Annotated in this window: 23 protein-coding genes; 12 read left to right on the plus strand and 11 right to left on the minus strand. The window is 60.7% G+C overall.

The window, feature by feature from the left end; genetic code table 11:
• Window positions 1–46: 46 nt before the first annotated feature.
• A complete protein-coding gene (locus AOA61_RS18145; protein WP_099602305.1) occupies window positions 47–1,696 on the plus strand; it encodes a SulP family inorganic anion transporter in 1,650 nt (549 codons plus the stop codon).
• Window positions 1,697–2,567: 871 nt separating this feature from the next.
• On the opposite strand, the gene acnB is transcribed toward AOA61_RS18145, so the two are convergent.
• Entirely contained in the window at window positions 2,568–5,177 is a 2,610-nt protein-coding gene (gene acnB, locus AOA61_RS18150) for a bifunctional aconitate hydratase 2/2-methylisocitrate dehydratase (RefSeq protein WP_032887185.1), read from the minus strand.
• Window positions 5,178–5,573: 396 nt separating this feature from the next.
• On the opposite strand from acnB, the gene AOA61_RS18155 reads away from it, so the two are divergent.
• Entirely contained in the window at window positions 5,574–6,044 is a 471-nt protein-coding gene (locus AOA61_RS18155) for a DUF1289 domain-containing protein (RefSeq protein WP_032887184.1), read from the plus strand.
• Window positions 6,045–6,116: 72 nt separating this feature from the next.
• On the opposite strand, the gene AOA61_RS18160 is transcribed toward AOA61_RS18155, so the two are convergent.
• Complete coding sequence (locus tag AOA61_RS18160; protein WP_032887183.1) at window positions 6,117–6,980, minus strand: universal stress protein; 864 nt, start codon at window positions 6,978–6,980, stop codon at window positions 6,117–6,119.
• Window positions 6,981–7,130: 150 nt separating this feature from the next.
• Here AOA61_RS18160 and AOA61_RS18165 point away from each other — a divergent pair, with 150 nt between their 5' ends.
• Window positions 7,131–7,733 carry a tRNA-(ms[2]io[6]A)-hydroxylase gene (locus AOA61_RS18165; RefSeq protein ID WP_032887182.1) on the plus strand — a complete coding sequence of 201 codons (603 nt, stop codon included), beginning with the start codon at window positions 7,131–7,133 and terminating at the stop codon, window positions 7,731–7,733.
• On the opposite strand, the gene AOA61_RS18170 is transcribed toward AOA61_RS18165, so the two are convergent.
• The gene (locus AOA61_RS18170; protein WP_099602306.1) at window positions 7,689–8,888 is read right to left on the minus strand and encodes an MFS transporter; all 1,200 of its coding nucleotides are present in this window, start codon (window positions 8,886–8,888) and stop codon (window positions 7,689–7,691) included. The two genes, AOA61_RS18165 and AOA61_RS18170, sit on opposite strands and share 45 nt — an antisense overlap.
• A 157-nt stretch (window positions 8,889–9,045) precedes the next feature.
• Here AOA61_RS18170 and AOA61_RS18175 point away from each other — a divergent pair, with 157 nt between their 5' ends.
• Complete coding sequence (locus AOA61_RS18175; RefSeq protein ID WP_099602307.1) at window positions 9,046–9,753, plus strand: winged helix-turn-helix domain-containing protein; 708 nt, start codon at window positions 9,046–9,048, stop codon at window positions 9,751–9,753.
• On the plus strand, window positions 9,754–11,031 hold the full coding sequence (locus AOA61_RS18180; RefSeq protein ID WP_099602308.1) for an ATP-binding protein: 1,278 nt from the start codon (window positions 9,754–9,756) through the stop codon (window positions 11,029–11,031).
• An 89-nt stretch (window positions 11,032–11,120) separates the two neighbouring features.
• Here AOA61_RS18180 and ampC read toward each other — a convergent pair whose 3' ends face one another.
• Entirely contained in the window at window positions 11,121–12,275 is a 1,155-nt protein-coding gene (gene ampC, locus AOA61_RS18185) for a class C beta-lactamase (protein ID WP_178075198.1), read from the minus strand.
• A 203-nt stretch (window positions 12,276–12,478) separates the two neighbouring features.
• Between ampC and AOA61_RS18190 the strand changes: the two genes are divergently transcribed.
• Window positions 12,479–13,663, plus strand: a complete 1,185-nt coding sequence (locus AOA61_RS18190) for a DUF2252 family protein (RefSeq protein ID WP_032887177.1) — start codon at window positions 12,479–12,481, stop codon at window positions 13,661–13,663.
• A gap of 458 nt (window positions 13,664–14,121) precedes the next feature.
• On the opposite strand, the gene yghX is transcribed toward AOA61_RS18190, so the two are convergent.
• Together yghX and AOA61_RS18210 are read right to left on the minus strand one after the other, a co-directional pair.
• Complete coding sequence (yghX, locus tag AOA61_RS18205; RefSeq protein ID WP_032887176.1) at window positions 14,122–15,009, minus strand: YghX family hydrolase; 888 nt, start codon at window positions 15,007–15,009, stop codon at window positions 14,122–14,124.
• A 44-nt stretch (window positions 15,010–15,053) separates the two neighbouring features.
• The gene (locus AOA61_RS18210; protein ID WP_099602311.1) at window positions 15,054–15,542 is read right to left on the minus strand and encodes a PaaI family thioesterase; all 489 of its coding nucleotides are present in this window, start codon (window positions 15,540–15,542) and stop codon (window positions 15,054–15,056) included.
• An 86-nt stretch (window positions 15,543–15,628) separates the two neighbouring features.
• Between AOA61_RS18210 and AOA61_RS18215 the strand changes: the two genes are divergently transcribed.
• On the plus strand, window positions 15,629–16,186 hold the full coding sequence (locus AOA61_RS18215) for a YceI family protein (protein ID WP_099602312.1): 558 nt from the start codon (window positions 15,629–15,631) through the stop codon (window positions 16,184–16,186).
• On the opposite strand, the gene AOA61_RS18220 is transcribed toward AOA61_RS18215, so the two are convergent.
• Complete coding sequence (locus AOA61_RS18220; protein ID WP_099602313.1) at window positions 16,183–17,073, minus strand: DMT family transporter; 891 nt, start codon at window positions 17,071–17,073, stop codon at window positions 16,183–16,185. The genes AOA61_RS18215 and AOA61_RS18220 overlap by 4 nt on opposite strands.
• A gap of 90 nt (window positions 17,074–17,163) precedes the next feature.
• Between AOA61_RS18220 and AOA61_RS18225 the strand changes: the two genes are divergently transcribed.
• Complete coding sequence (locus AOA61_RS18225; protein WP_099602314.1) at window positions 17,164–18,489, plus strand: PLP-dependent aminotransferase family protein; 1,326 nt, start codon at window positions 17,164–17,166, stop codon at window positions 18,487–18,489.
• A gap of 14 nt (window positions 18,490–18,503) precedes the next feature.
• Here the strand turns inward: AOA61_RS18225 and AOA61_RS18230 are convergent, their stop codons facing one another.
• Window positions 18,504–18,929, minus strand: a complete 426-nt coding sequence (locus AOA61_RS18230) for a nuclear transport factor 2 family protein (RefSeq protein ID WP_032887170.1) — start codon at window positions 18,927–18,929, stop codon at window positions 18,504–18,506.
• A 246-nt stretch (window positions 18,930–19,175) separates the two neighbouring features.
• Between AOA61_RS18230 and AOA61_RS18235 the strand changes: the two genes are divergently transcribed.
• Both AOA61_RS18235 and AOA61_RS32250 read left to right on the plus strand, forming a co-directional pair.
• On the plus strand, window positions 19,176–19,394 hold the full coding sequence (locus tag AOA61_RS18235) for a DUF6434 domain-containing protein (RefSeq protein ID WP_032887169.1): 219 nt from the start codon (window positions 19,176–19,178) through the stop codon (window positions 19,392–19,394).
• The gene (locus tag AOA61_RS32250) at window positions 19,391–19,513 is read left to right on the plus strand and encodes a hypothetical protein (protein ID WP_256583447.1); all 123 of its coding nucleotides are present in this window, start codon (window positions 19,391–19,393) and stop codon (window positions 19,511–19,513) included. Before AOA61_RS18235 ends, AOA61_RS32250 begins: the two co-directional genes overlap by 4 nt.
• 135 nt (window positions 19,514–19,648) lie before the next feature.
• Here AOA61_RS32250 and AOA61_RS18245 read toward each other — a convergent pair whose 3' ends face one another.
• Complete coding sequence (locus AOA61_RS18245; RefSeq protein ID WP_099602315.1) at window positions 19,649–21,355, minus strand: amidase; 1,707 nt, start codon at window positions 21,353–21,355, stop codon at window positions 19,649–19,651.
• A 57-nt stretch (window positions 21,356–21,412) separates the two neighbouring features.
• A complete protein-coding gene (locus AOA61_RS18250; RefSeq protein WP_095184603.1) occupies window positions 21,413–22,201 on the minus strand; it encodes a helix-turn-helix domain-containing protein in 789 nt (262 codons plus the stop codon).
• Window positions 22,202–22,284: 83 nt separating this feature from the next.
• Between AOA61_RS18250 and AOA61_RS18255 the strand changes: the two genes are divergently transcribed.
• Window positions 22,285–22,590 (plus strand): DUF2834 domain-containing protein, encoded by a 306-nt coding sequence (locus tag AOA61_RS18255; protein ID WP_099602316.1) that lies wholly within the window; start codon window positions 22,285–22,287, stop codon window positions 22,588–22,590.
• Window positions 22,583–23,005, plus strand: a complete 423-nt coding sequence (locus AOA61_RS18260) for an MAPEG family protein (RefSeq protein ID WP_099602317.1) — start codon at window positions 22,583–22,585, stop codon at window positions 23,003–23,005. The genes AOA61_RS18255 and AOA61_RS18260 overlap by 8 nt, the downstream gene beginning before the upstream one ends.
• An 875-nt stretch (window positions 23,006–23,880) precedes the next feature.
• Here the strand turns inward: AOA61_RS18260 and AOA61_RS18265 are convergent.
• Window positions 23,881–25,047, minus strand: coding sequence for a GGDEF domain-containing protein (locus AOA61_RS18265; protein WP_099602318.1), 1,167 nt, complete (start codon window positions 25,045–25,047; stop codon window positions 23,881–23,883).
• Window positions 25,048–25,130: the final 83 nt, after the last annotated feature.

Genomic DNA, 25,130 nt, shown 5'->3' on the forward strand with positions numbered 1-25,130 from the left:
GGGGGCTAAGCTTACGCACGCTTTTTGCCAGGATGGGTTGGGCCGATTGAAGACTGAAACCGATGCACCCGTTGCCGTACCGTCGAACCGCATCCAAGACCTGCTGGCTGGCTTATCCATCGCGGGTTTGCTGCTGCCGGAAGCCGTCGCCTATTCCAGTATCGCCGCGCTGCCGCCCCAGGCCGGGGTGATCGCTTTATTTGCAGGCCTGGTGTGCTACGGCCTGTTCGGCACTAGCCGCTTTGCGATTGTTTCGGCTACCTCGTCGTCGGCGGCCGTTTTGGCGGCGGCGACGGCGAGCCTGGCGGGAGATGATCCGGCATTGAGGCTTTCCCTGGCCTTCGGGCTGGTACTGCTCACCGGGGTGTTTTTCCTGTTGGCCGGCCTGTTGAAACTTGGCGGCGTCACTTCGTTTATCGCCAAGCCCGTGTTGCGTGGCTTCGCCTTCGGCCTGGCGCTGACCATCATCCTCAAGCAATTGGCCAGTGTGGTGGGCGTGCACCTGACCGATAACAACCTGATCCGTTTTCTGCCGCAGTTGCTGGAGCAGCTACCGCGCTGGAACTGGCCTGCGGCTCTGGTGGCGGGGCTGGCGTTGCTGGTGTTGTGGCTGTGCGCACGCTTCCCGCGTCTGCCGGGTGGTTTGGTGGTCGTGGTGCTCGGCATCGCTGCCGGGCAGTACTTGGACCTGCAGGCCTATGGCGTGGCGCAGATCGGCATGATCGACCTGCGCCTGGAGCTGGGGCATTTGCCGGTGCTGCCGTTTGCCGACTGGCTGCGCCTCGGGGAATTGGCGTTTGCGCTGGTGATGATCCTGTACGCGGAGTCCTACGGCTCTATCAGTTCGTTCGCGCTCAAGCATGGCGACCGCGTGTCCTCCAACCGTGACTTGCTTGCGCTGGGAGTGGCCAACCTGGTCTCCGGTCTGTTCCACGGCATGCCGGCCGGTGCCGGGTATTCGGCGACGTCGGCCAACGAGGCGGCCGGCGCCTATTCGCGCCTGGCGGGGATTGTCGCGGCGCTGGTGATATTGCTGATCGTGCTGACGGTGCTGCCCTATGTCGCGCTCACGCCGGAGCCGGTGCTGGCGGCGGTCGTCATCTATGCTCTGGGTCGAGGCTTGAGTTTGCAGCCGCTGGGGCGTTATTTCCTGTGGCGCCGCGATCGCGTGCTGGTGATTTGTGCGGTGGCGGCGGTGCTGGTGCTGGGCGTGCTGGATGGTTTGCTGCTCGCGGTCGCAATCAGTGTGATGTTGATGCTGCGCCAGATGTCGTCAGCCGACATTCAAGTGTTGGGCCGCCTGGGTGACAGCCATGACTTTGTCGACCGCCTGCACCATGCCGATGCCCTGGCCGTCCCGGGGGTATTGATCGTACGGCCCAGCGAAGCGCTGTTTTTTGCGAATGCCGAGCGCATCCTGGGCGCGGCCTTGCGCCTGATGCGTCATTCCCAGGCGCAGGCGGTAGTGTTGAGCCTGGAAGAATCGCCGGACCTCGACGGCACCAGCATCGAAGCGCTGGCGGCTTTTTTTGCGCAAGTACACGGGGAGGGCAAGCGCCTGGTACTTGCCCGCCTGCGGCATGACGCGCGCGAGGTGTTGCAGGGGCTGCCCGAAGCATTGGCGTCCCATGTGCTGCTCAGTGGCTTGAGCGTCGATGGCGCGGTGCAGTTGGCGCTGGAGGTGAGCAAAGCGTGACGCGTGGGGATTGCTCCAAATAGCGGTGGGTCAGTGGCAGATGCATCAACTGACACTACCCCATCGGGGGCAAGCCCCCTCCCACATTTGGATCGGTGTCATCAGCCAGCTCACCTTGAGGATCAGGCGGTGGTGCGGTTGAAGGTATAAGGTCGCCCGATGCGGTCAAAACTGTGGGAGGGGACAAGCCCCCTCCCATATTTGGAACGGTGTCTTCAGCCAGCTCACCTTGAGGGTCAGGCGGTGGTGCGGTTGAAGGTATAAGGTCGCCCGATGCGGTCAAAACTGTGGGAGGGGACAAGCCCCCTCCCATATTTGGAACGGTGTCTTCAGCCAGCTCACCTTGAGGGTCAGGCGGTGGTGCGGTTGAAGGTATAAGGTCGCCCGATGCGGTCAAAACTGTGGGAGGGGACAAGCCCTCTCCCACATTTGGAGCGGTGTCTTCAGCCAGCCCACCTTGAGGATCAGACGGTGGTGCGGTTGAAGGTATAAGGACGCTCGTCGAGGTCAAAGCTGTGGGAGGGGGCAAGCCCTCTCTCACATTTGGATCGGTGTCTTCAGCCAGCCCACCTTGAGGATCAGACGGTGGTGCGGTTGAAGGTATAAGGTCGCCCGATGCGGTCAAAACTGTGGGAGGGGGCAAGCCCTCTCTCACATTTGGATCGGTGTCTTCAGCCAGCTCACCTTGAGGATCAGACGGTGGTGCGGTTGAAGGTATAAGGTCGCCCGATGCGGTCAAAACTGTGGGAGGGGGCTTGCTCCCGATAGCGGTGGGTCAGTGACAGAGGGATCAATTGAATGTGTTTGTATTCCAGGCATAAAAAAACGCCGCGTATCTTGCGATACGCGGCGTTTTTGTTACATCAACACCTTAGGCTTGAATCACCGGGATGTTGGCGCTTGCTGCGATCTTGCGGAACTCAGCGATCTGGTCGAAGTTCAGGTAGCGGTAGACGTCGCTGGCCATGGTGTCCAGTTTCGCCGCGTAGCCCATGTACTCTTCGACGGTCGGCAGGCGACCCAGGGTGGAGGCTACTGCCGCCAGCTCAGCCGAGGCCAGGTAGACGTTGGCACCATCACCCAGACGGTTAGGGAAGTTACGGGTCGAGGTCGACACAACAGTCGAGTTCGGTTCTACACGTGCCTGGTTACCCATGCACAGCGAGCAACCCGGCATTTCCATGCGCGCGCCAGCCTTGCCGTAGATGCCGTAGTAGCCTTCTTCGGTCAGTTGGTGAGCGTCCATCTTGGTCGGCGGCGAGAGCCACAGACGGGTAGGCAGCTGACCCTTGACCTGCTCCAGCAACTTACCGGCAGCGCGGAAGTGACCGATGTTGGTCATGCACGAACCGATGAACACTTCGTCGATCTTCTCGCCGGCAACACTCGACAGCAGACGAGCGTCGTCCGGGTCGTTTGGTGCGCAGAGGATCGGCTCGTTGATTTCGGCCAGGTCGATCTCGATGATTTCGGCGTATTCCGCGTCGGCATCGGCTTCCATCAGCTCTGGGTTGGCTACCCAGGCTTCCATCGCTTGAGCGCGACGTTCCAGGGTGCGTGCATCGCCGTAGCCTTCGCCGATCATCCAGCGCAGCAGGGTGATGTTGGAGTTCAGGTACTCGGTGACGGACTCTTTCGACAGCTTGATGGTGCAACCGGCAGCCGAACGTTCGGCCGAGGCGTCGGACAGCTCGAAAGCCTGTTCCAGCGTCAGGTCGTTCAGGCCTTCGATTTCCAGGATGCGGCCGGAGAAGGCGTTTTTCTTGCCTTTCTTCTCGACAGTCAACAAACCGGACTGGATCGCGTAGTAAGGAATGGCATGAACCAGGTCACGCAGGGTGATGCCAGGTTTCATTTTGCCTTTGAAGCGCACCAGGATCGATTCCGGCATGTCCAGTGGCATTACGCCAGTGGCTGCGGCGAACGCGACCAGACCGGAACCGGCCGGGAACGAGATGCCCATCGGGAAGCGGGTGTGGGAGTCACCACCGGTACCGACGGTATCCGGCAGCAGCATGCGGTTCAGCCAGCTGTGGATGATGCCGTCGCCCGGACGCAGCGATACACCGCCACGGGTCATGATGAAGTCAGGCAGTGTGTGGTGGGTGGTCACGTCGATCGGCTTTGGATAAGCCGCGGTGTGGCAGAAAGACTGCATTACCAGATCGGTCGAGAAGCCCAGGCACGCCAGGTCTTTCAGTTCGTCACGGGTCATAGGACCGGTGGTGTCCTGGGAACCCACGGTGGTCATCTTCGGTTCGCAGTACGTACCTGGACGAACGCCTTTGCCTTCCGGCAGGCCGCAGGCCTTGCCGACCATTTTCTGGGCCAGGGTGAAACCCTTGCCAGTGTCGACCGGTGCTTCAGGCAGCTTGAACAGGTCGGTGGGGCCCAGACCCAATTCGGCGCGAGCCTTGTCGGTCAGGCCACGGCCGATGATCAGCGGGATACGGCCGCCGGCGCGAACTTCGTCCAACAGGACCGGAGTCTTCATTTCGAAGGTGGTCAGGACTTCATCGGTGCCGTGTTTGCAGACTTTGCCAGCATGAGGATACAGGTCGATCACGTCGCCCATGTTCATGTTGGTCACGTCGAATTCGATTGGCAGTGCGCCAGCATCTTCCATGGTGTTGTAGAAGATCGGAGCGATCTTGCTGCCGAAGCAGAAACCGCCGGCACGCTTGTTCGGTACGTAAGGTACGTCGTCGCCGAAGAACCACAGTACCGAGTTGGTAGCGGATTTACGCGAAGAGCCGGTACCGACCACGTCACCGACGTAGGCGATCGGGAAGCCTTGGCCGCGCATTTCTTCGATCTGCTTCATCGGGCCGGTCTTGCCTTGCTCATCCGGCACGATGCCTTCGCGAGCCATTTTCAGCATGGCCAAGGCGTGCAGCGGGATGTCAGGGCGGGACCAGGCGTCCGGAGCAGGGGACAGGTCGTCGGTGTTGGTTTCGCCGGTGACCTTGAATACGCGCAGGCTGATCTTGTCGGCCAGGGTAGGGCGGTTGCGGAACCATTCGCCGTCAGCCCAGGACTGGATTACGGCTTTAGCGTGCTCGTTGCCGTTGCGGGCTTTTTCGGCGACGTCGTGGAACGCGTCGAACATCAGCAGGGTGTGCTTGAGTTGGGCCGCGGCGACAGGCGCCAGCTCGGCGTCGTCCAGCAGCTCGACCAACGTCACGATGTTGTAGCCGCCTTGCATGGTGCCGAGCAGTTCAACAGCGCGTTTCTTGTCGATCAGGGGGGAAGTGGCTTCGCCCTTGGCCAGGGCAGACAGGAAACCGGCCTTGACGTAGGCAGCTTCGTCAACACCAGGTGGAATGCGGTTGGTGATCAGGTCAACGAGGAATTCTTCTTCGCCGGCTGGAGGATTTTTCAGCAGCTCGACCAGGCCTGCGGTTTGTTCGGCGTTAAGCGGCTGGGGAACAATACCCAGGGCTGCACGCTCTTCGATATGTTTGCGGTAGGCTTCAAGCACAGTTATTACCCTCATCAGTGGTCCCACGGGACGCTCATCCAGAAATGAACGGCACGCATGCGCTCGGGGGCTTTTTGGGCCGCAAAGCCAGCGCTGCCGGCATTCCTCACAGAAGCTGCTTTCAAAGTTTTACGCCTGCAGAACGGAGCTGATGAGGGTTGGCGCGGTTGTTGACCTACCGGGGTCAAGTCCGCGCCAACACCGTTCTGAAGGAACGACTGTGCTCGTGACGCTTTGAAAACAGCTTCCAGCGGATTATTGGCGCCTTACAAGGCCGGATGATTCTACGGCAAAAAATTTCTAAAGGTAAGTTGCCATGGCAAGTTTGCTGGGTGATCAACCTTAGACAAAGGGCTAACATGGCGCACTGTTTCGCTGATTTGTGTGTCATTGCCCATGTCCAACCAAACCATCAAGACCCCCTGCGTCGGCCTGTGCTCCACGGTTTACGGCGATCTGGTGTGCCGTGGCTGCAAGCGCTTCCACCACGAAGTAATCCTGTGGAATGGCTATAGCGAAGAAGAAAAACGTGCGGTATGGCTGCGCCTGGAGCAACTGCTGGTGCAGGTGATGGCCGGCAAACTGGAGATTTTCGACCCCAAGACCCTGCGCGGTCAGTTGGAGCAGCGCAAGATCCGCTTCGTGCCGCACCAATCCGAGTACTGCTGGGCATACCAGTTGATTGCGCGCGGGGCGCGGGTCATCAATAACCTGGAGGCGTACGGCATGGTGCTGTTGCCGGAGTTTCGTGATTGGGCGTTGCCGGAACTGCGCGATGCCATCGACCGTGAGTTCTTTATCCTGTCCGAGGCCCACTACCAGCGCTATATCGCCCCAGGGTTCCTCAGGGATGCGCTCTCTACCTGACGGCAAAAATCGGAATGTGGGAGGGGGCAAGCCGCCCCCCACATTGGACGTCGGTTATCGGGAGGATAGGCGTCAGGGTTTGGTGACCAGCTCTTCCAGGTGATCCATCAATGTCTGCGGCTTGAGCACCAACACATCACTTTCCACAGCATCCAGCACCACCTCCGCCGTGTTGCCGATCAGTGCACCGGAAATTCCGGTGCGCGCTACGGTACCGATGATGGTCACTGCTGCCTGCCACTTGTGCGCCGCGAAGGGAATCAGCACATCCGCCGGGCCTTCCTCGATATGCAGGTGCGCGTCGTCCACGTCGAACTCAGCCTGGAACGCCTGGCACTGCTCGCGGTAGCGCGCTTCGATGGTTTCCTTGAGTTGGAACGTCGGGTCCGCCGCTGACAGCATCGGCGACGGATGGGCGCTGATCACGTGCAGCTGCGCCTTGGCGAGGCTGGCGATGTCGAAGCCATGATCAATGATCGAATTGTGCAGCGAACGGTGCTCGCTGTCGGTATTGCCCACATCAATTGCTGCCAGGATCACCCCGCCAGCCCATGGCGTGGACGTCTTGACCAGCAACACCGGTGTCGGGCAAAAGCGCAGCAGCTTCCAGTCCGCCGGTGTCAGCAGCGCCTTCTTCAGCGGGCTGTCGGGAAAATGTTGCTTGATCACCAAACCGCAGCCTTCAGCCTGCTGCACATCAATGATGGTTTCATGCAGGCTGGCATTCCACGCCTGTTCGGTGGTCACGCTGTAGCCATCCTCCTGCAATCCCGCCTTGAGCAGGCTCAACAGCGCCGAATGCTCATGGTTTTTATCGCAGACCAGCAAGTGCAGGTGCGCGCCGGTAACCTCGGCGATCAGCTTGGCGCGCTTGAGGGCCAGGCTTTCCGAATGCTCGGGCTCGATGACCACCAGGATACTGCGGATGGCTTGCATGGTCGGGATCTCCAAAAGAGTGGGCGTGGAATAACTATAGTTGCTGCCCGGCAGCCGTCATGTTGATGCACATCAAGGCCGGTGGCTGGTGGTCTGCGGCGTGGTCGGTATAATCGCCGGCCTTTTGTGATCCTTTTGCCCGTGAGCCCGATGAACCTGCCAGAAATCCACGAATTCCTCGGTTGCCGCACCCCCGACGCCTGGGTCCAGGCTGCGTTGGCCGATCAGGAAACGCTGCTGATCGACCACAAGAACTGCGAATTCAAGGCCGCGAGCACCGCCTTGAGCCTGATCGCCAAGTATCACGGCCATGTCGACCTGATCAACATGATGTCGCGCCTGGCCCGCGAAGAACTGGTGCACCACGAACAGGTCATGCGCCTGATGAAAAAGCGCAAGATTGAACTGCGCCAGTTGCATGCCAGCCGGTATGCCTCGGGCTTGCGCAAAGTCGTGCGCAACCATGAACCGGTGAAATTGGTGGATACGTTGGTAGTCGGGGCGTTTATCGAGGCGCGCAGTTGCGAGCGTTTCGAAGCGTTGGTGCCGCATTTGGACGAAGAACTCAGCAAGTTCTACTTCGGCCTGCTGAAAAGCGAAGCGCGGCATTTCCAGGGTTACCTGAAGCTGGCCTACCAGTATGGCGATGCAAAGGATATCGCCCAGGTGATCGAGCGGGTGAGGGCGGCCGAGCAGGAATTGATTGAGTCACCTGACGTCGAGTTTCGCTTTCACAGTGGTGTGCCGGCCTGAGGCGACGGCCATGCCGATCAGCGCGGTGATCCCGGTCAGCAGCAGGATCACCGTTTGCGTGCCCAAGGGTGCTGTCAGCACGGCAATCACCAGGCCGGCCAAGGGCTGTGGCAGGTTATTGAGTAAGGTGATCATGCCGACGGTCTTGCCAAAGTCCTCTACCGGGATGACCTGCTGGCGCACGCTGCGCATATACACGCTGTACATCTTGTCGAAGCCTATAACCAGCAGGAAGCCAAGGCTGTAAGCCCACAGGTTGGGGCTGACCGCCATGATCAGCGCGCCCACAGTGATCAGTCCGTAAGACACACCGCCGAGGCGTTTTAACGGCAAGGTCGTGCGCGACAGGTAGAACAGAATCACGATAGTCACCAGCGCACCTGCCGCTTGCAGCAGCGCGTAGGCATCCTTGTCGGCGTTGAAATCGCCAGTGACCATGGCGGCGGAAGTGGCCAGGGTGGCGCCAATGAGCAGGTTCACGCCCACCGTCAGCGCAATCAGGCGTTTCAACCCCGGCAGGTTGCGGATATGCGCGACGGCGATGCGCAGCGGTTGCAGCCAGATATCACGGTGCTGCTGATGGGGCTGCGGGTTGACTGAGGTGTTACGTTGCCACGCGCGCATCGCCAGGTCTGCCAACACGAACAGCCCTGCAACCCCCAGCACTACCCAATGCCAGGCCCACACCTCCAGCATCAGCGCGGCCAACAACGGCCCCAGTACCAGGCCGGATTGGTCGGCGATCTGGGAGTAGGACAACGTCTTGGCATAGCTGTATTGCGCAAAGATATGCGGCATCAGCACCTCCCGGGCCATGATGCCTTGGGTGGTCAGCACCCCACATAGCGCGGACAGCAGCACCAGCCAGTAGATACCGTCGAACATCCCGTAAAGCGCCACAGCCACCACACAGGCCAGCGCCCGGTAGACCTGGCTGATATGCAGGATACGCACGGGCGAATACTTGTCGCACACGGCGCCGCACACCGGGAAGGCCAGGAAGCGTGGCAGCGACTCGATAAAAAAGGCCAGGCCCGCCCACGACGCACTTTGGGTGGTTTGAAATACGATCAGCGGCACGATAAACAACAGGATCTGATCCGCCAGACGCGACAGGAACAGCGAAACAAAGAACGCCAGGTAATCCTTACGCATACAACTCCCTGTGATTGGCGTTAAAGAATGCAGGCGATTTGTAAAAAACTCTTAAAAACATGAAGCTTCAGCGACGCCCGTTGGCTATCTGCTTCAGTTGCCCAGCTTGCCACCTATAATGCCGCCTCTTCAATCCGCGTGCGCGCACTGAGAACGTATGGAAAACCTGGGTCAGGGTAAGGTTCTGCTTGTTGAGGACGACGAGAAGCTGGCGGGGCTGATCGCGCATTTTTTATCACAACATGGCTTCGAGCCTCGCGTGGTACACCGAGGTGATGAAGCCTTGGCGGCGTTCCTGGCGTTCAAACCGAAAATGGTCGTACTCGATCTGATGCTGCCGGGCCAGAGCGGCCTACAGGTGTGCCGCGAGATTCGCAGTGTGTCCGACGCTCCCATCGTGATCCTCACCGCCAAGGAGGATGACCTGGACCATATCCTCGGACTGGAATCCGGCGCCGACGACTACGTGATCAAACCGATCAAACCGCCGGTGCTGCTGGCGCGCCTGCGTGCGCTGCAACGCCGCCAATTGCCGGAGCCTACCGTACGCGGGGCGCTGGCGTTCGGTCGGTTGGCCATCGACCGCAGTTGCCGGGTCGTCAGTCTGGGGGACGACAAGATCGACCTCACCACCATGGAGTTCGAATTGCTGTGGTTGCTGGCCAGCAACGCCGGCACCATTCTTTCTCGCGATGACATTCTCAACCGCATGCGCGGCATCGCGTTCGACGGCCTTAACCGCAGCGTCGACGTCTACATCAGCAAACTGCGCGGCAAACTCAATGACAACCCACGTGAGCCGGTGTGTATCAAGACGATCTGGGGCAAGGGGTATCTATTCAATCCGTTTGCTTGGGAGGTCTAGATGCTGCGCTTATACATGCGCCTGTACATCATCCTCGCGCTGGGGTTGGCGGGGGCGATTTGGCTGGTCAACTACACCTTTGATGAGCTGCTGCCCGAAGCCAACGAAACCTATAATCGCGAAGCCATGCGTGGCCCGGCGTACGGTCTGGTGGAGCAGTTGCGCCCGTTGCCAGCCGATGCGCGCCCGGCGCGGCTGGCCCAATTGCAGCCACATTATGGTTTGCTGCTGAAACTGGTCCAGCGTGATGAATTGGCCCTGACCCCCCGTGAACAACAATTGTTGGCGGCCGGCCACTTGGTAGTGCGTGGCGATTTCATGGAGTTCATCGCCTCGGTCGACAGCGGTCCACAACTGCTCGAAATCAAACTGCCGGCAGAGCCGAAATGGCTATACCTGTGGGCCTACAGCCTGTTGGGTCTGTGCCTGGCGGTAGTGCTGTATTTCTGGGTGCGTCCGCATTGGCGTGACTTGGAGCACATCCGTCTGGCCGCACAACGTTTTGGCGACAACGACCTCGGCTCGCGCATCCTGCTGCCGCGCCGCTCCACCGTGCGCGAACTGGCCGGGCACTTCAATCAGATGGCCGAGCGTATCGAGAGCCTGATCGCCAACCAGCGCGAACTCACCAATGCGGTGTCCCATGAGCTGCGTACGCCAATTGCACGATTGTCGTTTGAGCTCGACCAACTCAAGCAGCAGGCCGACCCGCGTCAGCGCAGCGAATTGATCGCCGATATGTACGCCGACCTGGGCGAGCTGGAGGAAATGGTCTCCGAACTGCTGACCTACGCCAGCCTGGAACGCGGCGCGACCCAGGTCACTCGCGAGCGCATCGAAGCCCATAGCTGGCTCGACAGCGTGATCGGTAGCGTGGCCCTGGAGGCGGAGGCGGCGGGCATACACTTGTCGTTGCGCACCTGCGAAGTGGACGTGATCCAGATCGAGCCGCGTTTCATGGCGCGAGCGGTGATCAACCTGCTGCGCAATGCCATCCGTTACGCCGAGCACCGTGTGGACATTTCACTGATCAAATTCGGCAACGGTTATGAAGTGCGGGTATGTGACGACGGCCCGGGTGTACCCGAGGAGAGCCGGGCGAAGATCTTCCAACCGTTTATGCGCCTGGATGCCAGCCGTGATCGCCGTACCGGCGGCTTCGGCCTGGGCCTGGCGCTGGTGCAGCGAGTGTCCCAATGGCATGGCGGGCAGGTGCATGTGCAGGATTCGGAGCGGGGTGGGGCGTCGTTTCGGATGACGTGGGCGAATACTGAATAACGTTTATGAACACGATGAAGGTCAAATGTGGTGGAAGGCTTGCTATGGCTGAGCAAGCCCTTCATCACAGGGTGGGCTCGTGTCCGGCTTTAATGGTCCAGCGCACTCAACACTGCATGGGCGACTTTCACCCGCTCTGCATTCGGGTAGTTCTTGTTCGCCAGAATCACCACCCCTAATCCCTTGCTCGGCACGTAGGCCACATAGGCGCCAAAACCATTGGTGGAGCCGGTCTTGTTCACCAGCGTGTTGGCGTGGGGCGCTTGGGCAGGGGTTAGCCAGTTCACCTTGTGCGGCTCCATGGCCATTGGTGTGGAGTTGCCGTCAGTCAACGCATCGAGCGTGATGGGATAAGGGTACATTTCCCATCCCAGCCCTTGGGTCATGCCGTCGACGGTGTAGTAGCCGGTATGAGTGATGCTGACCGCGCGTTGCACGGCGCTTTCCAGCTTCGCCGGGTTCATGTTGGCTTGCACATAACGCAGCAAGTCCGAGGCGCTGGTCTTGATGCCGTAAGCCTCACTGTCCATGGCGCCGGGGCCGACGCGCACCGGTTTGCCATCCTTGCCGTAGCCTTGTGCGTAGAGGCTCATCTGACTCGGCGGCACCTTGACGAAGGTGTGCTTGAGCCCAAGTTTGGGCAGCAGGGTTTTTTCCATCGCCTGATCGAACGGTTGCTTGAGGCTCTGCGCCGTCAGGTAGCCGAACAGGCCCAGGCTCGGGTTGGAATACAAACGCTGGGTGCCTGGGGCGAAGTCGGCCTTCCACTGCTGGAAGTAGCTGATCATGTGCTGATTGTTGTCATCCTCCGGTGGAAATTGCAGAGGCAGGCCGCCGGCGGTGTAGGTGCCGAGGTTAAGAATGCTGATGTGATCAAACTTGCCGCCACCCAAGGCTGGAAGGTAGTCGCTGGCCGGGGCCGAAAGCTTGAGTTTGCCGGTAGCCGCCGCATAACCGGCGAGGGTGGCGGTGAAGGTTTTGCTCACCGACCCGACTTCGAACAGGGTGTTCTCGCTGACGGGCTGCCCCGTTTCCTGGGAGGCGACGCCGTAGTTGAAATAGTGCGCTTTGCCGTCCTGAACCACGCCGACCACAAGACCGGCAATGGCCTGTTGCTGCATCAGCGGCTTGACACTCGCGTCCACCACCGCCTGCAGATCGGTCGCGGCCAGGCAGTGGCCGGTAGCGAAAAGAGCGGCTGCCGCCGTGAGATTGCGCATGCCTGAGAACATAGATAGGGGCATGAGAGTGTTTCCATGAAAGTGATCGATTAAAAAAGACCCTCGCGGGGGAGGCAAATATAGGCAGTTCGCCTGCTCTGGGCAAACGATGAAGTCTCTTGCCTGGATATAACGGGAGAAGGCCAACGTGATAATTTTTTTAGAAACATAATGAAACATTCTCCGAGGCGCATCGCTCTACCGCTACACCTGTACTGAGTTATTCCATGAAAACACCGCGCCCCTCCGCTCGTATGCCCCACCTGACCCAACTGCGAAACCTCAAGATGGCGCGCTCGGCCCACGCTTATGTGCGCGGCAGTACTGTTCAATTCTACGAGTGGCTGCACAGTTTGCCTGGACGCCGTTTGCCCCGCGGGCCAGCGATCTGGATCTGCGGCGACTGCCACGCTGGCAACCTTGGCCCCACCGGCGACACCAAGGGGCGCATCGATATGCATATCCGCGACCTGGACCAGGCAGTGATTGGCAACCCGGCCCACGACCTGGTGCGCCTGGCCTTGTCCCTGGCGACCGCCGCGCGAGGCTCGGACCTGCCGGGGGTAACCACCGCACGCATGCTTGAAGAAATGATGGTGGGCTACGAACAAGCCTTCAAAGACAAGCCCGATGAAACGCCGCCACGCCCGTCCCAGGTCAAGGCAGGGATGCGCAACGCCGTGGCGCGCACCTGGAAGCACTTGGCCCGTGAGCGCATCGAAAGCGCCCGGCCGACCATCCCGTTAGGCAAGCATTTCTGGCCGTTGTCGCGGGCCGAAAAAAGTGCGCTGAAAGTCGTCTGCGCGTCGGACGAGATCCACCAGTTGGTCACTTCGCTCAAAGGCCGGCCCAAGGATGCCAAGGTCGAACTTTTGGATTGCGCTTATTGGGTCAAGGGCTGCAGCTCCCTTGGCTTGTTGCGCTACGCGGCCTTGCTCGGTGTTGGTGATAAGGATGATCAGGCGTATTGCCTGATCGATATCAAGGAGGCGGTCGGCGCCGCCGCACCCCGGGCTGCACGGGCGAAGATGCCGAGGGACAACGCCCGCCGGGTTGTGGAAGCTGCGCGTCAGCTGTCGCCGGGCCTTGGCGAGCGGATGGTGGCGACGCGGTTTCTGGATCACGGTTTTTTTATTCGCGAACTGCTGCCTCAGGACATGAAGTTGGAGTTGGATGAGTTGAGCGAGACTGACGCGATGCACGCTGCGGGTTATTTGGCTCGGGTGGTTGGCGTAGCTCATGCCCGGCAGATGGATCGGGCGACTCGTAAGGATTGGATGGCGGTTTTGCAGGAAAACCGGTCAAGGGAGTTGGATGCGCCTTCGTGGTTGTGGACCAGCGTGGTGCAGCTGGTGGGGAGTCATGAGCAGGGGTATTTGGATCATTGCCGGCGGTATGCTTTGGAGCATTGATGTCGAGGGGGTGATGGGTTTTGCGTAGGAGAGCTGGTACATGTCTGTTTCTGCGTCAACGGCGGCCAGGGTTACGCCATTTGACTGATGGTCCCCTATCCAAATGTGGGAGGGGGCTTGCTCCCGATGGCGGCCTGACAGTCGACTCATATGTTGGTTGGGGTACATAGCCATCTCTGCGGTAACGGCGGCTTAGGGTTCCGCGCTTACAGCGGGCCACTTTCGGAAAGGTCGGAATGCCGGCCCAGCCAAAAGTAACCAAAAGGCCTTCGCCCCAACACTCGGTGCTTCGTCTGGAATCGGCATGCCCTCACTCCGGCTTGGATCTATGGCCCAGTGCGGCTAACCCGGCGTCCTGCCGGGTTGCCCACGGGTTCAAACCTGCGTTCGGCCAGCGCGTTTGACGGGGCGCTTTGTATCAAGATCAAAAGCAGGAGCAACAGCCAGAGCAGCGCCAGTCATGCCAGGTATTTGTTGAACCACCCCAGTGTTCTTTCCCATGCCAAGTTGGCGGCTGCTTCGTCATAACGGGGCGTCGAGTCATTGTGGAAGCCGTGATTGGCGCCCTTGTAGATGAACGCTTCATAGGTTGTGCCGGCCGCTTTCAAGGCTGCCTCGTAGGGCGGCCAGCCTTCGTTGATGCGTGTATCCAGCTCGCCGAAGTGCAGCATGATCGGCGCCTTGATCCGCGGTACGTCCTTGGCTTCCGGTTGGCGACCGTAGAACGAGACGGCTGCGCCCAGTTCGGGGTAGGCCACCGCTGCTGCGTTGGTCACGCCACCGCCGTAGCAGAAGCCGGTGATGCCGACTTTTCCGGTGCTGCTGTCGTGGTGCATCAGCCATTCGATGGCGGCGAAGAAGTCGTTCATCAGTTTGGTCGGGTCGACGGTCTGTTGCAGCGCCACGCCTTTTTCGTCATTGCCGGGGTAGCCGCCGACCGAGGTCAGACCGTCCGGGGCCAGGGCGATGAAGCCGGCTTTGGCCAGGCGCCGGGCGACGTCTTCGATATACGGGTTCAGGCCGCGGTTTTCGTGGACCACCACCACCGCCGGCAACTTGCCCGCAGCCTTGGCCGGGCGTACCAGGTAGCCGCGTACCGTGCCGTTGCCCTTGGGTGAGGGGTAGGTGACGTAGTCGGCGACGATGTCCGGGTCGGTGAATTTCACTTGCTCGGCCAGGGCGTAATTAGGGCTCAGGGAGGCGAGCAGGGCGGAAGCGGTCAGGCCGCCAAACGTGAACAGCGCAGCGCGGTCGAGAAACTCACGGCGGTTGATCTTGCCGTGGGCGTAGCCGTCGTAGAGTTCCAGCAGTTCGGGGGCAAAGTCTTTCGCGGTGAGACGAGTCATCGGTGCAATCCTCGATTAGCGGTGACAGTCAATGTAGACCAGCTTCAGTCCTCGCGGCCATGGGCGGCAGCGGCCAGTTGCCCGGTGTCGACGCGCACGAACACCGAGTCGCCGATTGCCGTGAGCACTTCGCCGGCGTATACCTCGCAGACCACGCGGGTTTTGCGCTCCACGTCGCCTTCGACCCTGGCGCGCAAGGTGAGGGTGACGCCCATGGGCGTGGGCTTGATGAATTTGATGCCGAGGTTGCCGGTCACGCAGTCGATGCGTGGCAGGCTGCCGGGTTCGCGTTGCTCGGTGCGGTAGTGGTAGGCCATGGCGGTCCAGTTGGAATGGCAGTCCACCAGCATGGCGATCAGGCCGCCGTAGACCAGGTCCGGCCAGCCAGTGAAGTGAGCTTCCGGCGCGTGTTGGGCGATCAAATGGATGCCGTCTGCGTCCCAGCGGCTCTTGATGTGCAGCCCGTGAGGGTTGCTGCCCCCGCAGCCGTAGCAGATGCCTTCCGGTGCGGTGATGTCTTGTAGCGCTTGCATGCAACGTCCTTATTGTTGTGGGCGACTATTCTGTTTAGCAGGACAAACGCGTGATGGGAATACATCCAGACTTTGCGGAGTGGTGCATGAAACGTGGATTTTTGCCGGTTGCGCTTGTCCTGGGCTTTATCGCCAGCGCCCAGGCGGTGGAGTACAAGGACGTCAATCACACTGCCAGCCAGATCAGTTTCACCTACGAACAACTGGGGCAGCGGATGTATGGGAGGTTCAAGGAATTCGAGGGCACCTTGGCCTTTGATACGCAGGCGCCGGAGGCGGGACACGCGCTGCTCAAGATCCAGCTCACCAGCATCAGCGCCGGCAGTGACGATGCCAATGACACCCTGCAACGCGCGTCCTGGTTTGACACCGCGACCTATCCGGTCGGGGTGTATGAATCCACTGGGGTCAAGGCGCTGGGGGATAACCGCTTCAGGATCAGCGGCAACCTGACCATCAAGGGCACCACACGGCCGGTTGATGTAAAGGTGGTGCTCAAGGAGCTGGATGGCATTGGCGTGTTCGACGGCGAATTCATCCTCAATCGCGGCGATTTCAAGATCGGTGAGGGTGAATGGGCCGGCAACAGCGTGGTTTCCAACGACATCCATATCAAATTCAAGATGGTCGCACCGCAGCGCTAGCGGGCGAACTTCTTCGCACCGGCCACGCAGGCGATCACCGCCACCGTCACCAGCACCATGCCGAGACTGACCTGTTCATGCAGCAGGCCCGCTGCCAGCGCCAGGCCGAAGAACGGTTGCAGCAACTGCAACTGGCCGACGGCCGCGATGCCACCTTGAGCCAGGCCGCGATACCAGAACACAAAGCCGATCAACATGCTGAACAGCGCCACATAGCCCAGGCTCAGCCAGGCTGTCAGGCTGATGCCGGCAAAGCTTGGCGGAGCAAGGAGCAGGCCTAACGGCAGCACCACTGGCAGCGACACCACCAGCGCCCAGCAGATCACCTGCCAGCCGCCCAGGCTGCGCGACAGTTTCGCGCCCTCGGCATAGCCCAAGCCGCACACCAACACCGCCAGGAGCATCAGCAAATCGCCGGCCGGAGCGGCGCTCACGCCCTGGGCGAAGGCATAACCCATCACCAGGGCACTGCCCAGAATCGAAAACACCCAGAACACCGGTCGCGGCCGCTCGCCGCCACGCAGTACGCCAAACACCGCCGTGGCCAGGGGGAGCAGGCCGATAAACACGATGGAATGGGCGGAGGTTACGTATTGCAGGGCCAGCGCGGTGAGCAGGGGGAAGCCGATCACCACGCCGAGGGAGACGATCAGCAGGGGCGCCCATTGAGTGCGCGCGGGTCGTTTTTCCTTGAACAGCCACAGCAGAAGCAGCCCCAATGCGGCAGCGATGGCGGCGCGAATCATCGTCAGAAACACCGGATCGAATTCCATGACCGCCAAGCGCGTAGCGGGCAGTGAGCCGCTGAAAATCACCACGCCGATAAAGCCATTGATCCAACCCTGAGTGCTGTTGTCCAGGGCGTTGAGGGGAGACGTACGTTCCATGGGGGCTGTCCCGAAAAAGAAGAGTTGCGTGGTGCCCATCCTAGGATCGAGAATCAAGACAATCAAAAAATTGTCATGGATACATCGCCAATGCCCCGCGCCCGTTACAAGTCACTGGTCGACAACTTTGCCGAAGACATTCGCAGCGGGAAACTGCCCCCCGGTATGCGATTGCCTACCCATCGCCAATTGGCCGCGGATCATGGCTTGGCGCTGGTCACCGCCAGTCGGGTGTATGCCGAGCTGGAGGCCATGGGTCTGGTCAGCGGAGAAACCGGGCGCGGCACCTTCGTGCGCGAGATCGCGTTGCCGCCAGGGCAGGGCAGTGGGCAGATGACCATTGGGGCGGGCATGCTCGACCTCAACTTCAATTACCCTTCGTTGCCGGGTCAGGCGGACTTGCTGCGCACTGCGTTGCGCCAATTGGCGCTGTCCGGTGACCTCGAAGCGCTGCTGCGTTATCAGCCCCACGCCGGTCGCCTGCATGAGCGCGCCACCATTGCCCGCCACCTGCTGAGCCGAGGGCTGACAGTGCAGGCCGAGCAGGTGTTGGTGGTCAGCGGCGCCCAACATGGGTTGGCGGTGGCGATGATGGCGTTGCTCAAGCCGGGGGATGTGATCGCGGTGGACGCGTTGACCTATTCGGGGTTCAAGGTGTTGGCAGAGACCCTGCATCTGGAAGTCGTCGCGATTCCCGTCACCGCCAGCGGCCCGGACCTGGAATATCTGCATAGCGTGTGTCGCAAGCGTCCGGTTCGCGCGGTGTACAGCATGCCGACCCTGCACAATCCGCTGGGCTGGGTGATGGGCATGGCGCAGCGCGAGCAGCTGGTCGCCATCGCCCGCCAGTACAACCTGATGATCATTGAAGACGCGGCCTACGCGTTTTTAGTTGAGGACGCGCCAACGCCCGTGGCGAGCCTGGCACCGGAACGTACGGTGTATGTGGGTGGGTTGTCGAAGAGTGTCGCCACAGGGCTGCGCGTGGGATTTGTCGCGGCGCCTGTCGCGTGGATGAAGGCGTTGGAGCGCACCATCATGGCGACCACCTGGAACGTGCCCGGGGTGATGAGCGCGATTGCCGTGGCCTGGATCGAGGATGGCACCGTTGCCCACTTGGAAGCACAAAAGCGCCAGGATGCCCGGGCTCGGCAAGCCTTGGCTGCGCAGGTGTTGAAGGGGGTGGCCCACACCGGCCACCCGTCATCGTATTTTTTGTGGCTGCCCCTGGCGGAAGATGCCCGCGCCGATCAAGTCGCCATGGCCTTGCAGCGCGAGGGCGTTTCCGTGTCCACCGCTGAGCCCTTTGCCGTTTCGGGCCAGGTGCCCCATGCGCTACGCCTGGCGTTGGGTTCGGTGGACATGCCGTCGCTGCGCGAGGCGTTGCTCAAGGTGCGCAACGTGGTGGCGTGGTGAGCCACCGCTAGCCATCAGAATTTAAAGGCCTGGCGACCGATCAGCAGCCAGTGGCCTTTCTGCTTTTGCCAGACCTGGAAGTTTTCGATGTCGGTAGGCACTTCGACGCCACTGTTCACCGCCTGTGCGTGAAAATGGTTGCGCACCAGTGCCGTGTCGCCTTGCAGAGTGATGGTTTGTTTTTGCATTTCCAGAGTCTTGAAGCCGCTGCGACCGGTCTCGATATCGGCGATGAATTCCTGTTTGTTCTGAATTTTGCCGCTGGAGTGGCCGTAGGTGAGTTGCTCGGCGGTGAGGGCCTGGAGCTGCTTGATGTCTTTGTGCAGCATGGCTTGGGTCAGGTGATCGACCGCTTGGGCTACGTCGTTGTCGGCGGGGGCTGCGGCCACGTAGCCGCTGAACAGGCACAGAAAACCGATCAGCACTTTGACGTTTTGCATGGGTGTTTCCTTATTGTTGTTGGGGTGTGTACGACAGCTATAGTCGTCGTACAACCATGCAATATTTGCCGGGTCTAAGGAAAGTAAAATTTTGAAATACCCTGACAAGTTTGGTGTTTGTAGGTTTTAGCTCCTTATACGATCTCCCAACACGCGGGGTGCTCGTACACGGAAGGTTTTGGCACTTCCTGGGTGGCTGGCACATCGCTATGCTAACGCCGACCCAACACCTGCCCGAGTGACAAAATGGATTTTGACTGGCACAGCGACCCCATCACCCGCGCCACCCCTGTGACCGCACACTACAAAAACACCCAGAACGTGCGGCGCTTCATGCGTGAGCACTGCGGGCCGACCTTCAAGTTCGATCGTCCCTTCATGGCCTGGATTCGCAACGATATCCCCAAGACCCTGGGCGACGTGGTGGATGAATGGCAGCGCCTGAACCATGACAACCGCCCATGATCACCCAGGGACTGGTTGTACTGATCAACTACGGCATTCACCTGGCGCCCGGCCTGTGGTTTGCCCTCACCCCCAAATCGCTGCCAGGTGCCGCTGTGTGCTGCCGGCATTTGTCGTGAAGACAAAGCCGGTAACTGACACGATGAGGATCAAAATGTGGGAGGGGGCTTGCTCCCGATGGCGGTGGTTCAGTTGGAATAGCTTTGCCTGATACACCGCCATCGGGAGCAAGCCCCCTCCCACAGGGTAAATCGTTAGTTTGTGATCAGTGGCGGGGTGCGCGGGGGGATCAATCGCTTGCTGCCGGTCGCTTCATACGCCGCCGCCAACCGCAGCAATGCCGAGTCATCATAAGCGCGCCCGGCAAATGTCAGCCCTACCGGCATGCCGATGTCCGCCATCACGCCCATCGGCACGGTGACGGTTGGCACGCCCAGGTGGCGGATGGCGAGGTTGCCGTTGGCCACCCAGATACCATTGCTCCAGGCGATATCGGCGCTGGCTTCGTTTACATCGGCATCCGCCGGCCCTACGTCGGCGACGGTGGGGAACAGCACAGCGTCGAGGCCGAGTGTTTCCATCCAGTCCTCCAGGTCGATTCGCCGGGTTTGCTCGAGGCCGCGCAGGCCGTCGGGCACGGTGCTGATTTCATTCCAGGGCGTGATGCCGCGCTGGGCCATGCGCACGTATTCGTCCATGCCGGCGGCGAGGTCGTCTTCACGGTTGGGCAGGGTGCCGGGGTCGTGGGGGAAGATTTTCGGGCCGTCCACATCCGCCAGGCGGTTGAGGGTTGGGTCGTTGTTGGCGCGCAGGAAATCATCGAAAGCCCAGGCGGACAGTTCCCATAACTCGTCGTGCAGGAATTCCTTGGACACCAAACCACGGGTGAACACCGTCGGCGCGCCGGGGCGATCGCCTTCGCAGTTGGACACCAGGGGGAAATCCACTTCGATGACTTCGGCGCCAGCCGCTTCCAGCGCCTTGCGGGCGTCTTTCCACAGGTCGATCACGCTGTCGCGGGTGTTGATCTGTTGCCCGGTCGGGCCGCCGATGCCGGGTTTTTCGCTGGTGCCGGCGTCGGGGTCGGCATTGATGTACATGCGCGGTACACCCAGGCGTTTGCCCGCGAGGGATTCAGCCGTCGCAGCCAGCTCAGCGTAAGACGCCGGGCGCACCGAGGCGACGCTGGGGATCGGCACCCAAGGTTGCAGGCGCCATAGGTCGCCACGGGTGTCGGGGTCTTCGGCGACCACCACATCGAGGACTTCCAGCAGGTCGGCCATGGTGCGGGCGTATGGCACCACCACGTCCATGGTTGGCGTCAGCGGCCAGTTGCCGCGCACCGAAATCACCCCACGGGAGGGGGTGTAGGCGCACAGGCCATTGTTGGACGCCGGACCGCGTCCGCTGGACCAGGTTTCTTCTGCAAGGCCGAATGCCGCAAAACTGGCGGCGGTTGCAGTACCCGCGCCGTTGGACGAGCCGGAGGCGAACGGTGCGGTGAGGTAGTCAGCGTTATAGGGGCTTTCGGCGCGGCCATATACGCCACGCTGCATGCCGCCATTGGCCATCGGCGGCATATTGGTCTTGCCCAGGCAAATGGCGCCACCGGCGCGCAGGCGTTCGATGGTGAACGCGTCGCGCTGGGCGGTCAGTTTGGCAAATGCCGGGCTGCCGGAGGCCGCAGTCAGGCCTTTGACCAGGTAACTGTCCTTGGCGGTGTAGGGAATGCCATCCAATGGCCCAAGCGTTTCGCCCTTGGCCCGGCGTGCATCGGACGCCTCGGCTTCTTTGAGCGCTTGTGGGTTGCGCACCACCACAGCGTTAAGCGCGGTGGCGGTCTGCGGGCCGTCGTACGCGTCGATCCGTGCGAGGTAAGCCTGGACCAATTCAACGGCAGTGGTCTGGCCGGATTCAAGCGCCGCGCGCAATTGGGCAATGGAGACTTCGGTAACTTGCATGACGTTTTCTTCGCCGCCTTCAGATGGAGGTATGGCCGCAGTCTACGTACAGATATTTCACAAAACCAGCGCCGAATAGTCCGCGAAGGCAGCGCGCATCACCTGCCAGGTCGCCTCGTCAGCCGGAATCAGATGCTCGATGCGCAGCGAGGTGAGGGTAATGTCCTGGGGCATGCCGAACGTGGTGAAGGTCGACAAAAAGTTCAGCTCGCCTTCGAGTGAGCGGATGCGCGTGAGCACCAGCGGCGGCATTTCGGTGGGTAATTGGGTGTGAGTCGGCGCTGGCAAACTCGCCATCAGCGCAGCCAATGCCGGATTGCCCAGCGCCTCGCGGGTTGCCCGTTGCCAGGCCAGGGTGCGGATCTCTTCGGCGTTGATCAGGTGGTCGCCCAGGCCACCGGTTTGCAGCAGGGTGGTCAGCAGGTTCAAGCCATCGGCTGCATCTGCTTTGATGCCCACCCGTTCAAACAACAGCCCGGTACTAACATTCGCCGCCAGCACTTGCCACTCACTGCCCAGCAGAATCGCAGGCGCGGGGTTGTTTGCATGCAGCACATGGTTGACCGCTTCGCGAACCGCGGCCATGGCCGGTGAGGCAAGCGGGGTCGCGGTGTAGCGCGGGGCGTAACCGGCGGCGAGGAACACGCGGTTGGATTGCTCCAGCGGTGTCTCCAGTGCCGTCAACAGGTTGTGCAGTGTCCCAGGACTAGGTGTGGCGCGACCGGTTTCGAGGCAACTGAGATGACGCTGAGAAATCCCGGTGATCAGGGCGAGGTCCAGTTGGCTCAACTTGGCCTGTCGGCGCAGTTGGCGCAGGTGTTCACCGGCGCTAGCAGGGTTTTCCATGACGTGTTCATGACCTCCGAGGTCATTGCGAGGGGCCAAACCTTATCACTAAGGTGGGCCTCGATCACCTCAAGGACGACACCATGCACAGACCTTATATTGCCCTGGCCGGCTTGCTCGGTTTTTCGCTGTACACCCTGGTTACGATGCTGACTGCCGAGCAATCGCTGCTGGCCTTTGGGCGCGAGCTGATGTCTCGACCGGACACCGCGCAAGTGGTGATCGACCTTTACCTGATGGCGGTATTGGCGTGTGTATGGATGTATCGGGATGCGCGCGGGCGAGGGCGGTCAGTGTGTTCGGTGGTGCCGTACTTTTTATTGACGGCGGTGTTTGTGTCAGTGGGGCCGCTGCTCTATATCGTGGTGCAGGGAGTCAGGGATGAATGAACTCCTGAGAGTCTATGCCCTGTGTGTACTGGTGCTATGCCTGAAGATGTTTGCGGTTTCCTGCTACCAAGGGTATTTCCGCATTCGAGGCCTGGCATTCACCAACGCTGAAGATGCGGCTTTCTTTAAGCGCGCCAGGCATTCGATAGAGCTGCCACCGGTTGGCCGAGCGAGCAGAGCGTGGGCCAATGATCTGGAAAACATCCCCATGTTTTTTGTGCTGGGAGGGCTGTGTGTTGCGCTGGAGGCGCCCGCTGTGGCGAGTGCGTGGTTGTTTGGCGGTTTTACCTTGGCCCGTCTGGCGCATACGGTGACGTATCTGGCGGGTTGGCAACCTTGGCGAACGCTGGCGTATGGGGTCGGGGTGCTCTGTTTGCTCGGGCTTGGCGCTATGACCTGTTTAAGGCTTGTATAAAGTTCAGCGGCATCCCGCTTACTTCTGTAGTGAGCGAGCTTGCCTCGCGCGGGGCAAGCCCGCTCACCACAAAAGCGCCTTACTGACTCAAACCCATCGCCTGCCTTTGGTTGTCTTGATACGCCGTGATCTGTAACTGGCCTTGAAGTCGTATGGGGTCGGGGTGATCTGCTTGCTCGGGCTTGGCGCGATGACCTGTTTAAGGCTTGTATAAAGTTCAGCGGCATCCCGCTTACTTCTGTAGTGAGCGAGCTTGCCTCGCGCGGGGCAAGCCCGCTCACCACAAAAGGGCCTTACTGACTCAAACCCATCGCCTGCCTTTGGTTGTCTTGATACGCCGTCACCTGTAACTGGCCTTGAAGTCTTATGGGGTCGGGGTGATCTGCTTGCTCGGGCTTGGCGCTATGACCTGTTTAAGGCTTGTCTGAAATTCAGCGGCCTCCCGCTTACTTCTGTAGTGAGCGAGCTTGCCTCGCGCGGGGCAAGCCCGGTCACCACAAAAAGCGCCTCACTGACTCAAACCCATCGCCTGCCTTCGGTTGTCTTGATACGCCGTAACCTGTAACTGGCCTTGAAGTCGTATGGGGTCGGGGTGCTCTGTTTGCTCGGGCTTGGCGCGATGACTTGTTGCAGGCTTGTCTGAAATTCAGCGGCTTCCCGCTTACTTCTGTAGTGAGCGAGCTTACCTCGCGCGGGGCAAGCCCGCTCACCACAAAAGCGCCTTATTGACTCAAACCCATCGCCTGCCTTTGGTTGTCTTGATACGCCGTCACCTGCCACTGGCCTTGAAGTCTGCGGCGCCACCGGCGTGCTGCTCACACCGAAGCGTTGGAGTCGGTCAGGACGGGGCGGAGTGTGGGGGTTAGTTACGATCTCTAACCGTAGGGCGCGGCGCCCCTGCGATCCACCAACCGGATACTGTCCCGCCCACCCCGCTTGGACTCATACAGCGTCGTATCCCCTTGCTCAATCAACGCCGCCAGGCTCTCCGGCGGCTGATCGAACAGGTTGGCGCCAATGCTCAGGGTCACCGGTTGCGGGGTGCTGAAGCTCTGCGAGGCCAGTTGCTGAAACTGGTCGCGCAGGCTGCTGCCCAGTTCGACGATCTGCTCAGCCGACGCAGGATTGAGCAGGATCACAAACTCATCGCCGCCCAGCCGTGCTGCCAGTGCGCCTCGGGGCACGACGGCGCGGATCATTTCGCTCAATGCGATCAACAGGCGGTCGCCGGCGGTGTGGCCGTGGAGGTCGTTGACGCCTTTGAAGTTGTCGATGTCGATCAGCAGCAGGGCGCCGGGTTGGGTCGAAGATACCTGGGCCAGCAGGCGAGGGGCGCGCAGGTCGAGGGCGCGACGGTTATAGAGGGCGGTGAGTGGATCGCGGGCGGCGAGGCGGGCGATCTGTTGTTCGCGGCGGTAGCGTTCGGAACCCGTCATGGACAACGCAATCAGCATGATTGCCATGGCGCCTTCCACCAGGGAGATCTGGATGATCTCGCCCTTGAAGGCGGCGAGGTCGATCAGGGTGCCGGGAATGACCACTGACAGCGTTTTGGCCACGTAAAAGGTCCCGTGGAGCAGCAGCACGAAACGCAACTGCACCGCGCCGACGCTCAGGGACCGGCCATGGGGCTGCAGCAGGAAACTGGCGCGCAGGGTGGGCAGGGCGACCAACAGCGATTGCACCGCCAGCATGGCTTTGGACCATGATTGGTCCGCTGGCAGCGCGAGCATGGCGAACCAGATCACGGGCATCAGGGCCCAGGCGCGTGACACGCGTACTTGGGTAAACCGCGCCACGCCGAGCAGAAACAGGAAGTGTGCGGTCACCAGCAAACCGTTGGCGAACCAGATACCGATGACTAAAAAGCCATTAATGCGCAGCAGGGCCAGGAGAGAACCAATGGTGATGGTGGCGAAACCGCTGCTCCACAACAGCAGCGAGGGTTCGCGCACGCTGCGCCATTCGACCAGCAGGTAAAGGGCGGCAGCGGCTGCCAGGGCAACGGTGAGTGCCAAAATCGTGGGAGGGTCGAGCGTCATTTCTTGCTGGGTCTGCCTGGTGTGCGTTTAAACCGGGATTGTAAGCGCACACGCAGGTTTTTCAGAGCATTCTGTGTAGTGGC

This window comes from Pseudomonas sp. 2995-1, assembly GCF_002742505.1.
GTDB classification, from domain to species: domain Bacteria; phylum Pseudomonadota; class Gammaproteobacteria; order Pseudomonadales; family Pseudomonadaceae; genus Aquipseudomonas; species Aquipseudomonas sivasensis.

Bases quoted from the DNA above. Each gene is read 5' to 3' on its own strand.
- AOA61_RS18155 (WP_032887184.1), top strand. From the start codon at position 5,574: ATGTCCAACCAAACCATCAAGACCCCCTGCGTCGGCCTGTGCTCCACG.
- AOA61_RS18160 (WP_032887183.1), bottom strand. From the start codon at position 6,980: ATGCAAGCCATCCGCAGTATCCTGGTGGTCATCGAGCCCGAGCATTCG.
- AOA61_RS18165 (WP_032887182.1), top strand. From the start codon at position 7,131: ATGAACCTGCCAGAAATCCACGAATTCCTCGGTTGCCGCACCCCCGAC.
- AOA61_RS18170 (WP_099602306.1), bottom strand. From the start codon at position 8,888: ATGCGTAAGGATTACCTGGCGTTCTTTGTTTCGCTGTTCCTGTCGCGT.
- AOA61_RS18175 (WP_099602307.1), top strand. From the start codon at position 9,046: ATGGAAAACCTGGGTCAGGGTAAGGTTCTGCTTGTTGAGGACGACGAG.
- AOA61_RS18180 (WP_099602308.1), top strand. From the start codon at position 9,754: ATGCTGCGCTTATACATGCGCCTGTACATCATCCTCGCGCTGGGGTTG.
- ampC (WP_178075198.1), bottom strand. From the start codon at position 12,275: ATGCCCCTATCTATGTTCTCAGGCATGCGCAATCTCACGGCGGCAGCC.
- AOA61_RS18190 (WP_032887177.1), top strand. From the start codon at position 12,479: ATGAAAACACCGCGCCCCTCCGCTCGTATGCCCCACCTGACCCAACTG.
- yghX (WP_032887176.1), bottom strand. From the start codon at position 15,009: ATGACTCGTCTCACCGCGAAAGACTTTGCCCCCGAACTGCTGGAACTC.
- AOA61_RS18210 (WP_099602311.1), bottom strand. From the start codon at position 15,542: ATGCAAGCGCTACAAGACATCACCGCACCGGAAGGCATCTGCTACGGC.
- AOA61_RS18215 (WP_099602312.1), top strand. From the start codon at position 15,629: ATGAAACGTGGATTTTTGCCGGTTGCGCTTGTCCTGGGCTTTATCGCC.
- AOA61_RS18220 (WP_099602313.1), bottom strand. From the start codon at position 17,073: ATGGAACGTACGTCTCCCCTCAACGCCCTGGACAACAGCACTCAGGGT.
- AOA61_RS18225 (WP_099602314.1), top strand. From the start codon at position 17,164: ATGCCCCGCGCCCGTTACAAGTCACTGGTCGACAACTTTGCCGAAGAC.
- AOA61_RS18230 (WP_032887170.1), bottom strand. From the start codon at position 18,929: ATGCAAAACGTCAAAGTGCTGATCGGTTTTCTGTGCCTGTTCAGCGGC.
- AOA61_RS18235 (WP_032887169.1), top strand. From the start codon at position 19,176: ATGGATTTTGACTGGCACAGCGACCCCATCACCCGCGCCACCCCTGTG.
- AOA61_RS32250 (WP_256583447.1), top strand. From the start codon at position 19,391: ATGATCACCCAGGGACTGGTTGTACTGATCAACTACGGCATTCACCTG.
- AOA61_RS18245 (WP_099602315.1), bottom strand. From the start codon at position 21,355: ATGCAAGTTACCGAAGTCTCCATTGCCCAATTGCGCGCGGCGCTTGAA.
- AOA61_RS18250 (WP_095184603.1), bottom strand. From the start codon at position 22,201: ATGGAAAACCCTGCTAGCGCCGGTGAACACCTGCGCCAACTGCGCCGA.
- AOA61_RS18255 (WP_099602316.1), top strand. From the start codon at position 22,285: ATGCACAGACCTTATATTGCCCTGGCCGGCTTGCTCGGTTTTTCGCTG.
- AOA61_RS18260 (WP_099602317.1), top strand. From the start codon at position 22,583: ATGAATGAACTCCTGAGAGTCTATGCCCTGTGTGTACTGGTGCTATGC.
- AOA61_RS18265 (WP_099602318.1), bottom strand. From the start codon at position 25,047: ATGACGCTCGACCCTCCCACGATTTTGGCACTCACCGTTGCCCTGGCA.